Consider the following 15,387-nt stretch of genomic DNA (forward strand, 5'->3'; position numbering starts at 1 on the left):
ATATTATTGTGTTTAACGAATGCTTTTATCTTATTATAAAATAGACCTCAATTAAAAAGACTCTCTCAATTATAGCGTACTTCACCACAGTACTGCTTTAATTAAGGGAGTCATTTTTTATTATTTGATTGAATAGGGCAAGTTAACATTTTACTAACTCTTCTTTCATCGTAGATAAAGACCGAGCGAAAAAGTTAAGCTTATTAAGTACCGAATAGTTATCTTAAGAGTGACAAGCTGCTACAAAGGCTTTGGCTTTAGTAACCACACTTTCATAACCATGTTCCTTCACATCAGAAGCTAGGGCAGAACCAACCCCAACAGCACAGGCACCATTTTTCTTCCAGGTAGCAATATTATCTAATGAAACACCACCGGAAGGCATTAAATTAACTTCTGGAATCGGTCCATGAACATCTTTAATAAAATTAGGTCCTAAGACGCCACCAGGGAAGCATTTGATAATGTTAGCCCCACCGTTCATTGCTTGCACAATTTCAGTGACCGTTCCACATCCTGGGAAGTATTCGACTTTCGCCTCTTTAGCATAAGCTAAAATCTCAGGATCAAGATGGGGACTTACCATAAAATCCGCTCCGGCAGCTACTGATTTCTTCGCTAATTCTAAATCCATCACCGTTCCTGCACCAATCACCACACGACGATCGTCTTTAAATTCTTCTTTTAATTGTTTAATGACAGCAGATGCATCCGGTGTTGTATAGGTGATTTCCATATTAAAGATGCCACCTTTAATTGCATGACGGGCAATTTCCAGTGCATCATCGGCTGATTTACCACGAATGACTGCAAAAATATAATTATCTTTCAATTGTTCTAATACCATCTAGATCACTCCTTTATTCATCTATATAAAAATTTTATCACAATCCAGCATTCGTGTAAATGTAAACCCTTTAAAATATCAGTAATTAATATATTTTTGACAAGAATGACTCGTTTAGACGTTCATCAGTGATACCACTTTTACAGCAGTTAACATAACGAGAAATGTAAACGTCAAATCAAATTTCTGAAAATAATGTAAAATAATTTCGGACATTGTAAATGAAGAGTAAATTTCTTATGAGTTTTTAATAAAGTGAATTGACTTTGACTATTGCAAATTAGATACTGAATGACGGGTGCTACAGTACTCGAACTTTATTCTGGAGGTCTATGATAGATGAAAAAATGGATGAAAAAATTAGTTTTAGCGGCTTCATCAATTGCACTTTCAAGTGCGGTTTTACCGATTAATCAAACAGTGAATGCGGCTGAACCAACAAAAATTACATTCTGGCATGGAATGGGTGGTAGTGTTGGGGAAGCTTTACAAAAATTAGTCGATGAATACAATGCTTCTCAATCAGAAGTAATCGTCGATGCACAATATCAAGGTTCATATGATGAAACGTTAACTAAATTACGTTCTACAGCTTCTGGTTCAGAAGTAGGTGCTGACTTAGTTCAGGTGTTTGAGGTTGGATCAACCTTTATGATTGATTCAGGATTAACGGTTCCAGTCCAACAATTTGTCGATGAATCTCAATTTGATTTATCTCAATTAGAGCCAAACTTATTAGCCTACTATACTATCGGTGGACAATTAAATTCAATGCCATTTAATTCTTCTACACCGTTAATGTACTACAACAAAGATTTATTTGAAAAAGCGGGTGTCGAAGTACCGACCACTTTAGAAGAAATTATTGAAATCGGCCCTAAATTACAAGAAGCGGGAGCCCCAATGCCAGCAACTGTTTCCATCTATGGTTGGTGGATTGATCAATGGTTTAACAAAATGGAAAAAGACATTTTCAATGAGGCCAATGGTCGTGGTGACAAACCTTCAACGGCAGTCGATTTTATCGATAATGGTGGGATGGAAAAAATCTTAACGATGTGGAAAAAAGGGGTAGATAGCGGTATGATGCCAAACGTCGGTCGAACTGGAGGACAACCAGAATTTATCGCCGGTCAATCTGCGATTACTTTTGGTTCAACTGCTAGTTTACGTCAAATCCTAACTGAAGTTGACGGACGTTTTGAAGTGGGTGTAGCTTATTATCCTGGTATTGATGCGGAAGATAAAGGTGGCGTTTCAATCGGTGGGGCTTCATTATGGATGATTGAATCAGGAGATGACGCTCGTAAAGCAGCAACGTGGGACTTTATCCAATACTTAGTATCAGCACCAGCTCAAGCTCAATGGAATGTTGACACAGGGTACTTCCCAGTAAATATTGGTGCTCATGATGAACAAGTCTTCAAGGACAATTTAGCAGAATATCCGCAATTCCAAACCGCAATCGATCAATTACATGATGCTAAACCAGAAGACCAAGGCGCATTATCAGGTGTAGCCCAAGAAGCCCGTCAAATCTTTGAAAATGAAGTTGAAAAAGTATTTAATGGTGAATTAGAACCAGCAGCGGCAGCTCAATCAATGGCAGACCAAATTAATAGCGCAATCGAAAACTATAACAAAGCAAATCAATAGTCAGCTAAGTTTGGGAAAGTTATCAATCGGGATAAAGGCAGCTTGCTTTGATCTCGATTGACTTTCTTTTTATAGATTGGAGTACAAGATGAATCAAGATGTAGTAATTATAAAAGAAGAACAAACATTCTTTGACAAAATTAAAGGATACCTTTTTTTATCGCCGGCCATCATTATTTTGAGTCTATTTATGTTTTGGCCCTTTATCCAAACCTTATATCGCTCGATGTTTTTAACCAATAATATGGGTGCTAATGTCGAATATTTAGGATTTGGCAATTATACTGAACTATTGGGTAGTGATAGTTTTTGGAATAGTGTCAAAACCTCCTTTGTATTTGTTGTGATCGTCGTAGTAGTGGGGGTGACGCTCGGGTTTTTTACGGCCTTATTATGTCAAAAATCATTTCCTGGTGTGAAATTCTTTTCTACTTCCTATGCGATGCCGATGGCGATTGCTTCTGCAGGAATGGCGATGATTTTCCAAGTCATGTTAAATCCGACTGTAGGGATTATCAATCGTCTCTTAGGTACTTATATTAATTATTTAACTAAACCTGAAACAGCTTTATTAGTTATCGGAGTATTGACGGGGTGGTTAAATAGTGGCATGAATTTTCTCTATTTTTCTTCTGGTTTAGCATCGATTGATGATGCATTATATGAAAGTGGGCAAGTAGATGGCGCTAATAGTTTTCAGCAGTTTTTATATATTACCATTCCATCGTTAAAACCGACATTGTTTTTTGTGATCGTGACTAATATCATCAATGCCTTCCAAGGTTTTGGTCAGATTAATATTTTAACTAAAGGTGGTCCTGGACAAGCGACTAATGTCATTGTCTATGATATTTATCGTAATGCCTTTATGAACTATCGTTATGGATTTGCTTCAGCAGAATCGGTTATTTTATTTATAATCGTCATGTTGTTAACCATCGTGATGTTCAAAATACGTCGAAAGGAGCAGTAATCCATGAGCAATAAAGCTTTTAATGAAAATGAATTATTTTGGAGTCGTTTTTGGATGGGGTTACGATTAGTATTAAATATTGTCGTCTGGCTAATTGTCATGTTTCCCTTATTATATGGCTTTTCAATGGCCGTTAAACCAGCCGGAGAATTATACGATCCTACTTCCATTTGGTTTCCTAAAATTCCAACCTTATCCAATTTCGTTGATGTTTTTCGGACGGCACCCATTGGTACTTATATCCGTAATTCCATGATCGTAGCAACGAGTATTACGATTTTACAAATTATCACCTCAGCGTTAGCAGCTTTTGCTTTTCGTTTTTTAGAATTTAAGGGCAGAGGTATTTTGTATGCTTTAATCTTATCGACGATGATGATTCCCGGTGAATCGGTTATCATTTCACAATTTTTAATGGTCTCATCATGGGGGTGGACCGACTCACTGAAAGTTTTAATAATACCATTTATGATTTCAGCCTTTAATATCTTTTTATGTGTGCAAGCTTTACAAAATTTCCCTTATGAAATTTATGAAGCAGCCAAAGTGGATGGTTGTCCTGATTTACGCTTTGTCTTTAGGATTTTAATTCCATTAATTAAACCGACACTTGGTGCAATGGCGGTTCAATCTTTCTTAGGTGGTTGGAATATGTATATGTGGCCATTATTAGTCACCAATCAAGATAGTAATCGTACCGTACAAATTGGTATCTCCATGTTAAATAGTGCCGATTCACAATCATTAGTCTTAATGGTCGCCGGTGTTGTTTTATGTATGATACCAAGTTTAGTAATCTTTATTGTTGGTTCACGCAATATGGTGAAAGGTTTAACAGCAGGTGCTGTTAAAGGTTAGAAAAGGGGATTGAATGAAATGGCAAATGTTAAGTTAAAGAAAGTAGCCAAAATTTATGAAGATGGCTATAAAGCAGTTAAGAATATTGATTTAGATATTCAAGATGGCGAATTTATTGTCTTTGTCGGACCTTCCGGATGTGGAAAATCAACTACTTTGAGAATGATTGCCGGCTTAGAGCGTATTTCAGAAGGGGAATTATTCATTGATGATGTATTAGTCAATAATATGTCGCCCAAAGCACGTGATATCGCGATGGTCTTTCAATCTTATGCACTGTATCCACATATGACCAATCGTGATAATGTCGCTTTTTCAATGAAGCTATCCGGTGTATCTAAAAAAGAACGCTATCGTCGTGCCGAAGAAGTAGCCAAAATCTTACAATTAGAACCCGTTCTCGATAAAAAGCCTGGCGCTTTATCAGGCGGGCAACGTCAACGGGTAGCATTAGGACGAGCAATGGTGCGTAATCCCAAAGTGTTTTTATTAGATGAACCTTTATCTAACTTGGATGCGAAATTACGTGTGTCGATGCGTGCTGAAATCGTGGCCTTACATCGTGAATTAAAAAACACCTTTATCTATGTGACCCACGACCAAACCGAAGCCATGACCATGGGGGATCGGATTGCGGTGATGTCGGTTGGGAATGTCGAACAATTTGACACACCAGCTAATTTATATCATAATCCTGCAAATGTTTTTGTCGCTGAATTTATTGGTAGTCCGCAAATGAATATGCTATCATCTAAATTAGTCATGCAGAATGGTAAACCATCATTTGCTTTATCGAATCGCACGATTGAACTACCAAATGAAATCGCCGAACGCTTAATTGTGCCGGTTGGCAATCAAGAAATATTAGTCGGCATTCGTCCTGAAAACATTAAATATAAAAAGGTGAATGATGACTCTTCTGTGTTCACGGTAACGGCTAATAATGTCGAACAAATCGGTTCTGATACCTATGTTTACTTTGAATTCCCAGATGCTATCCGTCAATGCGCTGCACGTTTTAATCCGCCACGTATTATTTCATATGGTCAAGCGGTTCATGTAAAAATGGATTTAACAAAATTAAGTCTCTTTGATAAAGCAACTGGTAAAACCATTCTCTCACCAAAAGAATTAGCAGAGGAGTTGTAAAAATGACATTTGTAATTGCACATCGGGGTTATAGTGAGCTATACCCAGAAAACACCATGTTAGCCTTTAAAAAATCGGCTGAATATGAGGCTTATGGCATTGAATTAGATGTTCATTTAACTAAAGATGAACAAGTGGTCATTTGTCATGATGAAAAAATTGATCGGACTTCGAATGGAACGGGCTATTTAAAAGATTTAACTTTAGAAGAAATTCAACAATTCTCTTTCACTAATGGTCTAGGGATTCCTGAAGGAACGAACCATGAAGACATTACCGCACCTACTTTAGATGCGTTTTTTGAATGGTTAATTGAAACACCTTTAATGGTCAATATTGAAATCAAAAATAATATTTTCGTTTATCCTGGCATCGTCGATAAAACCCTTGCCTTAATTGAAAAATATAGCGTTGAAGATCGTGTGATTATTTCATCTTTCAATCATCATACTATCCAAGAAGTGAAAGAAAAAGCACCGCACATTGCTTGCGGGTTCTTATCAGACACTGCCTTATTAGAGCCTGGTAACTATTGTGCTCAATATGGTGTTGAATATTATCATCCCGTTTTCGTTAGCTTAACGAAGGAAGATTTTGAAAATTTGGCTGATAAAAGCATTAAAACCAATGTCTGGACTGTCAATGAACAAGCGCATCTTGAAATGATGGTAGCCCACAAGGTCAATGCGGTCATTACCAATTGCGTAGAATTAGCCAATAAAGTCGTAGCTCACGGTTAATAGTTTGGTCGTATCTGCGGCTCAAAGTACCTAGAAGCGGCTTTGTCAAAAATTCTCCAATTGTATCACGCAAAATAGATAGTGTTTGCAGCTCATTGTCCAAGGCTGAACATAAACTTAATAAATTTAGTCAAATATTTAAAAGCGCAGTGGTTGAGTGGCCTCAATCTGCTTCTTAAAGAGGTTAGGGATAGAGCTGATAAAATCAATAAAGTGATTGTTCGATAATAATAGCGCAGTGGTTGAGTGGCATCAAACTGCGTCTTAATGACTTGTTTGATACCTACTCAACTGTGCGGGGGTAGGCCGACGAAGCGAAAATCATTCGATTTTCTACTTCTGGTCTACTCCCAACTGTGCGGGGGTGGACAGACGAAGCGAAAATTATTCAATTTTCTACTTCTGGTCCACTCCCGAATCATTTATAGCCATGAAAATAACGCGTCTCACATAAAAGAGTGGGGCGCGTTAATTTTTAAAATTATAGTTTATTTTACAAGAATGGACAATACCTTTAAATAGGTTATATGCTTCCATTATTAACCAGCTTCAACTGCGACAGAGTCAACATACGAAGCAATACTTAGTCATTTTTTTTACTTCTGGTCAACTCCCAGCTGTGCTTAGGTGGAAGGTAAATCAAAAATCAATCAATTTATTACTTCTTGCCAAATCCTATCTTTCAAAAGTCAATAGTAAAAGCGACATCCAATCAACTTCCTGTTCAGTTCCACTCTAATTTCAACAAAATTACCTTTTTAAATTGGCAATTGAACGACTTGAATGCCTTGTTGTTCAAACCTTTCAATAATGTCTGGATTTGCATATGAATCGGTGATGAGGATATCAATGACATCCGTTGGCGCAACAAAGAAATTCGCATCATAACCAATTTTTCGATAATCTGCAACGACAATGACTTTTTTTGTTGTATTTTGAATAAAAAGGGCATTAACGGCTGATTCATGAATATTCACTGTCGAGATGCCTCGCTCAGGACTAATACCCGAACAACCTAAAACTAATACATCCGCTTGAAAATTCATTAATGAAGCTAAGGCCAAATCACCAACCAAAGCTTCTTTTGGGAAGCGGATTTCACCACCTGTTAAAATAACGGAGGTATTAGGATTATTTTTCATGTCAATGACATGGGCATTATTGGTTAAGACTACTAATGACTTATCAATTAAATGATTCAAGGTCATTAAAGCGGTACTACTACTATTGATAAAAATTGTCATATTATTTTCAACGTAAGAACTAGCTTGTTTAGCAATTTTATATTTGATTGCTTCGATATGTTCATTATTGGTATTACCTTCAAAGTGGGGTTTTTCCAGTATTTTTGCTTTTCCATGTAGACGATTTATTTTCCCCATCGTTTCCAATTCAGTTAAGTCTCGGCGAATGGTCATAGGCGAGACTGCTAATCGTTTAGCTAGCTGATTCACACTCAATACTAAATCGGGACTTGCTTGTAATAATTGCAAAATATTATAACGTCTTTCCTCAACAACTTCTTTTGACTGTTTCATCTCATTCACCTCTTTTTCAAACATATTATAATCAAAACAAACATTAAAATAAAGTATAATTCCTTAACAAACGATTAAACGAACATAAAATGCATAAAATTATCTTATTCAAACATTTAACTGGGTTGTCAGCTTAAATAGTATCGTTTATTATTAAATTAATGAAAGCGTTATAAACGCTCAAGGAGGAATTTAAATGAACATTCAAGATGTAACAAAAGAAAGTTGGTTAAAAAGTACTTTTCCAGAATGGGGTACTTGGTTAAATGAAGAAATTCAAGAAGCTGAAGTTCCCGCTGGTTCATTTTCCATGTGGTGGTTAGGTTGTACAGGTATTTGGCTAAAATCTCATGAAGGCACCAATATTTTATGTGATTTATGGACAGGTACTGGTAAGAGAACTCATGGGGCAGGGGATATGAAAAAAGGACACCAAATGATGCGAATGAGTGGTGTCAAACAATTACAACCGAATTTACGTAATCAGCCATTCGTATTAGATCCTTTTGAAATTCAAAACGTAGATGCCCTTGTTGTCACTCATATCCATTCAGATCATTTAGATATTAATACAGCAGCTGCAGTAGCTAAAAATTGTCCAGATGCTAAATTTGTTGGACCTCAAGCAGTAGTAGACACCTGGGTAAAATGGGGTGTACCTGAAGCTAGAACCATCGTGGTAAAACCTAATGACGAATTGATGATAAAAGACATTAAAATTACCGCTTTAGAATCATTCGACCGTACTGCTTTAGTGACTTGGGACGGTGATCCTGAATATGAATTAAAAGGTAAAATGCCACAAGATATGGATCATATCGCCGTTAATTATCTATTTACTACATCAGGTGGTAGTGTTTATCATGCTGGTGATTCACATTTTTGTAATATGTTCGCCAAACATGGAAATGAACATAAAATTGATGTTTGTTTAGGTGCTTTTGGTGAAAACCCACGTGGCATTACCGACAAACTAACATCAGTGGATATTTTAAGAATGGCAGAAAACTTAAATGCCAAAGTCGTTATTCCAGTGCATCACGATATTTGGACAAACTTTATGGCAGACCCTCAAGAAATTGTTCAAATTTGGAAAATGAAAAAAGATCGCTTAGATTATCAATTCAATCCATACATTTGGCAAGTAGGTGGACGTTTTAACTACCCACAAGATTTAGGAAAACTTGAATTTATGTTTAACCGTGGATTTAAAGACGCTTTCCACTATGAAAATGATACACCATTCCCATCATTCTTATAATTTAACATAACCGTAGGAGGATTCTTTATGTTAGAAAATATCGTTGAAAAAGGCTTGTATTCCTTTCACCATCAATTTGAAAGTTGGGAAGATGCCATTAAAGCAGCCTGCCGACCTTTAGAAGAAAAAGGGATTATTTCGACCGACTATTCACAATATATTATTAATAATGTTCACGAATTTGGACCCTATATTGTAATTGCGCCTGAAATTTGCATTCCTCATGCTCAAGAAGGTAAAGGTGTGTATCAAACTGAAATTGGCTTTATGAAAACAGAAGTACCGGTAGATTTTGGACCTAACTGTGACTATACAGCCCGCCTGTTCTTTGTTTTAGCTTCAATAAATAATGACCAACATCTTGAGAATTTAACTCAATTGGTCACTTTATTGGAAGATGAGTCTTTAGTTGAAAAACTGCTGTCAGCAAAAAACCCAGAAGATTTATTATCACTCACAAGAAAGTAGGATTTATATGGAGATCATTACTAATCTTTGGAAATTTTTCCAAATTAACATTTTAACCAACCCAGCATTCTTCGTTGGTTTTCTAGTGCTAATTGGTTACTTATTGATGAATAAGAAATGGTATGATGCGTTAGCTGGGTTTATTAAAGCCGTTGTTGGTTACTTAATATTAAACGTTGCGGCTGGTGGTTTAGTCTCTAACTTCCGTCCGATATTAGCGGGCTTAAAAGAACGTTTTGACTTACAGGCTGCGGTCATTGATCCATATTTTGGTCAATCTGCTGCGCAAAGTGCCGTTGAAGAAGCAGGTCGTTCATTTAGTTTAATGTTAATGGTCTTATTAGTCGCTTTTATTGTCAATATTATCTTAGTTATCTTTAGAAAATGGACCAAAGTACGGACTGTTTTTATTACTGGACACATCATGGTTCAACAATCTTCAACGGCCTTATGGTTAGTGCTATTTGCCTTTCCGCAATTACAAGATACGCAAATTTTAATCATCTTAGGTGTAGTCTTAGGGGTTTATTGGTCAGTTTCTTCAAATTTAACAGTAGAAGCGACTCAAGATTTGACTGGTGGAGCCGGCTTAGCTATTGGGCATCAACAAATGTTTGGTGTTTGGTTAACAGATAAAATAGCCCCTTTCTTTAAATCAAAAGATGGAAAAGGTATTGATGAAATTGAATTACCAGGTTTCTTATCGATTTTTAAAGAAAGTATTGTCGCAACTTCTATCTTAATGTTTGTCTTCTTTGGTTTAATTATGGGCATCTTGGGTAAAGACTTAATGATGACCATCGATACGGCATATGGTAGTTCAGGTGGTGCACAAAACTATGTATTCTATATTTTACAAAAATCATTAACCTTCACGGTTTATTTACAAATCTTACAACTCGGTGTTCGGATGTTCGTATCAGAATTATCAGAATCATTCCAAGGTATTTCTGATAAATTATTACCTGGATCAATGCCAGCCATTGACTGTGCAGCCGTTTATGGGTTCGGGCCAGAAAATGCGGTCACCATCGGTTTCTTATTCGGAACATTAGGACAATTTATTGCGATTATGGGGTTATTAGTATTTAAGAGTCCAGTATTAGTAATTACCGGTTTCGTGCCAGTATTTTTTGATAATGCTACCTTCGCTGTTTATGCAAACCATAAAGGTGGCTTTAGAGCTGCGACCATCATTCCATTTTTATCCGGAATTATTCAAGTATTAGGGGGAGCCTTTGCCGCTTCAGTCTTCCAATTAGCAAAATATGGTGGTTGGCATGGTAACTTCGACTGGGATACCATCTGGGTTGGATTTGGCTTGATGATGAAATATGGTGGTTTTATTGGCGTGGCAGCCATTCTATTAATCTTATTAGCAATACCTCAATTACAATATATGAAAAATAAAGAGCGTTATTTCACCGTAGCTGAAGATTATGAAGGCTATTTAGAGGCAACTCAACAGTAATTAAACATAATGAATTGTCATTATAAAATATAAAAATGGAGATGATAAAAATGATCAAAGTATTAGCAGCATGTGGCAGTGGTATGGGATCAAGCCAAATTATAAAAATGAAACTAGCCAATGTTTTTAGAAAGAAAAATATTCCGGTTGAAATCTACCATTGTGCCGTATCAGAAGCGAAGTCGCTTGCCAAACAATATGATATCGTATTTGTTTCTAAAGCATTATTGGATGTTTTTAGTGGTTTAGATTTACCTAAAACTCATGTGATAGGTTTACAAAATCTATTATCTGAAAAAGAAATCTCCGAACAATTAGAAGCCATTCAGCTTACAGTATAATTTAAAAAACGAAAGAGGGACGTGGTGAAGAGCCCGTCCTTTTTAACGAAGAAAGGGAAAGATAAAATGAGTATTCCAAATTTACAAGTCGCGTTGGATCATTCCAATATTAAAGATGCGATTAAAGATGCGGTAGCAGTAGGACAAGAAGTCGACATTATTGAAGCAGGTACCGTTTTGATGTTAGAGGTAGGGAGTGAAGTCGTTGGCATATTACGCGAGTTATTTCCTAATAAAACAATCGTAGCTGATACAAAATGCGCCGATGCCGGTGGTACGGTAGCGAAAAACTGTGCTAATCGTGGAGCAGACTGGATGACATGTATCTGTTCAGCAACCATCGCTACTATGAAAGCAGCGGCCAAAGAAGTAAAAGAAATACAAGTTGAATTATATGGGGACTGGACTTATGAGCATGCACAACAATGGTTAGATGCGGGTATTAATCAGGCAATCTATCACCAAAGTCGTGATGCTTTATTAGCTGGGGAAACTTGGGGCAAAAAAGATTTAAACAAAGTTAAAAAATTAGTTGAAATGGGCTTCAAAGTAAGTGTCACCGGCGGTTTAAATATCGATACTTTAAAATTATTTGAAGGCATTGATGTATATACCTTTATTGCAGGACGTGGCATCACTCAAGCTGAAGATCCGGCGGCGGCCGCACGAGCTTTTAAAGACGAAATACGTCGTATTTGGGGGTAGTATCCATGGCTACTTTAGGAATTTATGAAAAAGCATTACCTAAAGACATCAGTTGGCTAGAACGATTGCAACTTGCCAAAGAGTTAGGATTCGATTTTGTAGAGATGTCAATTGATGAAACCGATGAACGATTAGCTCGACTTGATTGGACTTTAGATCAAATTTGTGAAATCCGAGCTGCAATTGATCAAACAGGTATCTTCATTCCATCAATTTGTTTAAGTGGTCATCGACGATTTCCGCTTGGTTCACATGATAAAAATACCCGTGAAAAAGCATTAGACATTATGCAAAAAGCCATTAATCTGGCAAGTAAATTAGGCGTTAGAACAATACAATTAGCCGGATATGATGTTTACTATGAAGAAAAAGATGTGCTAACCAGTGCTTATTTTATTGAAAATCTCAAGAAATCGGTTTGCATGGCAGCGGAAAAACAAGTAATGTTGTCTATCGAGATTATGGATGATCCCTATATTAACTCACTCACCAAATTTAAACAAATAAATCGAGCAGTGCCTTCACCGTGGTTACAAGTTTATCCAGATATTGGCAATCTTTCCGCATGGCCAGAAAATAATGTGATTGAAGAATTAACATTGGGCTTAGCATCTATCACGGCTATCCATCTTAAAGACACTAAAAATGTTACCGCTGATTCACCGGGCGTCTTTAAAAATGTCCCATTTGGTGAAGGGGATGTGGATTTTTTAGGTTGCTTAAAAACTTTGGAACGTCTCGGCTATCAAGGTGCTTTTGTTATTGAAATGTGGAGTGAAACCGATTCAGAACCAACAGCACGTATTCAAGAGGCCAAAGAATATCTTTTACCACTTTTAGAGGAAGCGGGGTACTATTTTGACTAAAGAAATAATTAGAGAAATGAAAGAACGCGTCTTTCAAGCAAACTTACAATTACCAAACTGGGGATTAGTAAAATTAACTTGGGGTAATGTCAGTGAAATTAATCGTGAACTAGGTGTCATTGTTATTAAACCGAGTGGTGTGGATTATCAAGCGATGACGGCAGATCAAATGGTGGTGGTCGATTTAGATGGTAACCCATTAGAGAAAGGTTATCGACCTTCATCTGATTTACCAACTCATGTCTATTTATACAAGCATTTCGCGAATATTAAGGCTGTAGTCCATACTCATAGTACCAATGCGGTCGCCTGGGCACAAGCCGGACGTTCTTTGCCTGTATATGGAACAACGCACGCTGATACTTTTTATGGCGAAGTGCCGATTACGCGTCATCTAACAAGTGAAGAAGTCACAGAAGCTTACGAATTAAATACCGGTAAAGTCATTGTGGAAACATTTGAAAATCAAAATCTTGATCCTTTAGCTATTCCAGCAGTGTTAGTCAATGGTCATGGTCCTTTTACATGGGGAACCACTACACAAAAAGCCATCGAAAACAGCTTAGTTTTAGACGAATGTTGTCAAATGGCACAGATAACTGAAGCCGTTCGTTCAAACGCAGAAAAACTACCTCAATATGTGCTTGATAAACATTATTATCGCAAACACGGTGCTAATGCGTATTATGGACAAAATTAAATCAAAATATTAATCGTAAATAAAATATAAAAACATGAGGCTGGACAGACGAAGCGAAAATCGTGTGATTTTCTACTTCTTGCCCACTCCCAATCGACAACAATAGCATATTTATACTAGGGGACTGGAAAGAAATAATAATCTATCTGGTCTCATATTTATTTTAATAAATTAGTTATATTTTTCACAAATTAATTGAACATCCACAAGGTTAGTGATAAAATTAATTTATAATAAAAGGAAAGGGTTTTCACGAGAGAAAAATTTTTAGCAAAAGATTATGTTAATAATGACTATAAAGATATCGTATTCAATCGTCGTTCATGTCGTCGATTTGACCCAAGTCAAAGTGTTAGTCGTGATGAAATCGTTGAGATGTTAGATGAAGCGACAATCACACCATCCGCATGTAACTTACAATCATGGCATTTTGTCGTCGTTGATAATGAAGAAGCTCGTAACAAAGTCAAAGCAATCACGATGCCGTTTAATTATCCACAATTAGAAACAGCACCAGTTACAATCTTTATATTAGGCGATACTCATTCACATAAAGTTTATCGCGAAGTTTGGACCAAAGTGTATGAAGAGGGCAAAATTACCAAAGAGAAATTAGACGCCATCTTCAATTCATTTTTACCGTTATATGAAAAAGCTGATCGCGACTTTTTAATTAAAGATGCTACCTTAGACAGTTCAATGTTAGCAATGCAATTATTATTGGTTGCTAGAGCACACGGATATGAAGCGAATGCATGGGCAGGCTATAATTCAAAAGACTTAGTTGCAACTTTAGAACTTGATATCGAACGTTTCGTACCTATTATGGCCATTTCAATTGGTAAACCAGGCGAAGAACCCCTTGATTCAACACGTTATGATGTGAATTCTAAAATTAACTTTTTAGCTTAAAATTTGAGACCATTAGAAGCAGGAGAGTGTGCTTTTAATGGTTTTTTAGTTCAAATAATTAATCAAAAGTATCGTTAAATTGCTTAAAAAAGGGTGATAATTTGATATAATAAAATAAAAATAGCTAGGAGAATGCTTAATGAAGAAATGGAAAGAAATTAATTTGGTTGATGACCAGAAAACGTTAAAGAAATTAAGTCGTTATTCACTCGTTATTCTTATTGCATCTGTCATAATATTGCAAGTGATCATCGGCATTATGCAAGCTTTTTACCAGTTTAGTAAAGCGCCAATTCCATTAGATATTAAGCATATTTTTATTGAACTGATTAGTTTTGTGGCTCTTTTTATGATTATCTTACTCATTCACGAAGTGATTCATGGTATCTTCTTTAAACTATTTGATCCATATGCTACAGTTAAGTTCGGTTATCAAACCGGAATGGTGTACACATCAAGTCCCGGCAGTCGCTATACACGCACTCAATTTATAGTTATTGCATTAATGCCTTGTTTAATCATTAGTTTAGCGTTAATCGCATTATTTCCAATTGTAGTACCTCATTCATCATTATTTGATATATTAACGGCGACTCATCTATCTACATGTATCGGGGATTTTTATTTAATAAATCAATTGTTAAAAGCACCAAAAGATGTGAAGGTCGAAGATACTGAAAAAGGCATTATTTTGTATTTATAAATTAGGAGCAACTTATGTCTGTATATGTATCAAACTTTTAAGTATTCTATTAAAATGAAGAGAGAATATGAAGAATTAATGATAAATTATGATTTAAGATGCAAGTTATTGATCCTTCATTAAAATTAATATCCCTTATTTAACGTCGTTTCATGGGTAATCATCCACCTTAATATTTGAAAAGATCTTAAAACGCAAA

The 15,387-nt window shown here is 36.2% G+C and carries 16 protein-coding genes; 14 read left to right on the top strand and 2 right to left on the bottom strand.

What is annotated here, in order from left to right:
• Positions 1-223: 223 nt before the first annotated feature.
• Complete coding sequence (locus tag CYJ72_RS00760; protein ID WP_284630145.1) at positions 224-847, bottom strand: bifunctional 4-hydroxy-2-oxoglutarate aldolase/2-dehydro-3-deoxy-phosphogluconate aldolase; 624 nt, start codon at positions 845-847, stop codon at positions 224-226.
• A 339-nt stretch (positions 848-1,186) separates the two neighbouring features.
• Here CYJ72_RS00760 and CYJ72_RS00765 point away from each other — a divergent pair, with 339 nt between their 5' ends.
• From CYJ72_RS00765 to CYJ72_RS00785, 5 genes are all read left to right on the top strand, one after another.
• Positions 1,187-2,503, top strand: coding sequence for an ABC transporter substrate-binding protein (locus CYJ72_RS00765; RefSeq protein ID WP_066126068.1), 1,317 nt, complete (start codon positions 1,187-1,189; stop codon positions 2,501-2,503).
• An 88-nt stretch (positions 2,504-2,591) separates the two neighbouring features.
• Positions 2,592-3,476, top strand: a complete 885-nt coding sequence (locus CYJ72_RS00770) for a carbohydrate ABC transporter permease (protein ID WP_284630146.1) — start codon at positions 2,592-2,594, stop codon at positions 3,474-3,476.
• Between the two features lie 3 nt (positions 3,477-3,479).
• The gene (locus tag CYJ72_RS00775; protein WP_284630147.1) at positions 3,480-4,334 is read left to right on the top strand and encodes a carbohydrate ABC transporter permease; all 855 of its coding nucleotides are present in this window, start codon (positions 3,480-3,482) and stop codon (positions 4,332-4,334) included.
• Positions 4,335-4,352: 18 nt separating this feature from the next.
• On the top strand, positions 4,353-5,483 hold the full coding sequence (locus CYJ72_RS00780; protein ID WP_284630148.1) for an ABC transporter ATP-binding protein: 1,131 nt from the start codon (positions 4,353-4,355) through the stop codon (positions 5,481-5,483).
• 2 nt (positions 5,484-5,485) lie between these two features.
• Positions 5,486-6,223 carry a glycerophosphodiester phosphodiesterase gene (locus tag CYJ72_RS00785; RefSeq protein WP_284630149.1) on the top strand — a complete coding sequence of 246 codons (738 nt, stop codon included), beginning with the start codon at positions 5,486-5,488 and terminating at the stop codon, positions 6,221-6,223.
• Between the two features lie 758 nt (positions 6,224-6,981).
• On the opposite strand, the gene CYJ72_RS00790 is transcribed toward CYJ72_RS00785, so the two are convergent.
• A complete protein-coding gene (locus CYJ72_RS00790) occupies positions 6,982-7,761 on the bottom strand; it encodes a DeoR/GlpR family DNA-binding transcription regulator (protein ID WP_284630150.1) in 780 nt (259 codons plus the stop codon).
• Between the two features lie 196 nt (positions 7,762-7,957).
• On the opposite strand from CYJ72_RS00790, the gene ulaG reads away from it, so the two are divergent.
• From ulaG to CYJ72_RS00835, 9 genes are all read left to right on the top strand, one after another.
• Positions 7,958-9,022, top strand: a complete 1,065-nt coding sequence (gene ulaG / locus CYJ72_RS00795; RefSeq protein ID WP_071408730.1) for an L-ascorbate 6-phosphate lactonase — start codon at positions 7,958-7,960, stop codon at positions 9,020-9,022.
• 27 nt (positions 9,023-9,049) lie between these two features.
• Positions 9,050-9,490, top strand: a complete 441-nt coding sequence (locus tag CYJ72_RS00800) for a PTS sugar transporter subunit IIA (protein WP_284630151.1) — start codon at positions 9,050-9,052, stop codon at positions 9,488-9,490.
• Positions 9,491-9,497: 7 nt separating this feature from the next.
• Positions 9,498-10,961, top strand: coding sequence for a PTS ascorbate transporter subunit IIC (gene ulaA, locus CYJ72_RS00805; protein WP_284630152.1), 1,464 nt, complete (start codon positions 9,498-9,500; stop codon positions 10,959-10,961).
• Between the two features lie 50 nt (positions 10,962-11,011).
• Positions 11,012-11,302 carry a PTS sugar transporter subunit IIB gene (locus tag CYJ72_RS00810; RefSeq protein ID WP_284630153.1) on the top strand — a complete coding sequence of 97 codons (291 nt, stop codon included), beginning with the start codon at positions 11,012-11,014 and terminating at the stop codon, positions 11,300-11,302.
• Positions 11,303-11,368: 66 nt separating this feature from the next.
• Entirely contained in the window at positions 11,369-12,007 is a 639-nt protein-coding gene (locus CYJ72_RS00815) for a 3-keto-L-gulonate-6-phosphate decarboxylase UlaD (RefSeq protein WP_284630865.1), read from the top strand.
• Positions 12,008-12,012: 5 nt separating this feature from the next.
• Positions 12,013-12,873: an L-ribulose-5-phosphate 3-epimerase gene (locus tag CYJ72_RS00820; RefSeq protein WP_284630154.1), complete on the top strand. Its 861-nt coding sequence runs from the start codon at positions 12,013-12,015 to the stop codon at positions 12,871-12,873.
• Positions 12,863-13,573, top strand: coding sequence for an L-ribulose-5-phosphate 4-epimerase (locus CYJ72_RS00825; protein ID WP_284630866.1), 711 nt, complete (start codon positions 12,863-12,865; stop codon positions 13,571-13,573). The genes CYJ72_RS00820 and CYJ72_RS00825 overlap by 11 nt, the downstream gene beginning before the upstream one ends.
• Positions 13,574-13,876: 303 nt before the next feature.
• A complete protein-coding gene (locus CYJ72_RS00830) occupies positions 13,877-14,485 on the top strand; it encodes a nitroreductase family protein (protein ID WP_284630867.1) in 609 nt (202 codons plus the stop codon).
• A 139-nt stretch (positions 14,486-14,624) separates the two neighbouring features.
• A complete protein-coding gene (locus tag CYJ72_RS00835) occupies positions 14,625-15,188 on the top strand; it encodes a DUF3267 domain-containing protein (RefSeq protein WP_284630155.1) in 564 nt (187 codons plus the stop codon).
• Positions 15,189-15,387: the final 199 nt, after the last annotated feature.

The sequence above is a fragment of the Globicatella sanguinis genome (assembly GCF_002847845.2).
GTDB lineage: Bacteria > Bacillota > Bacilli > Lactobacillales > Aerococcaceae > Globicatella > Globicatella sanguinis.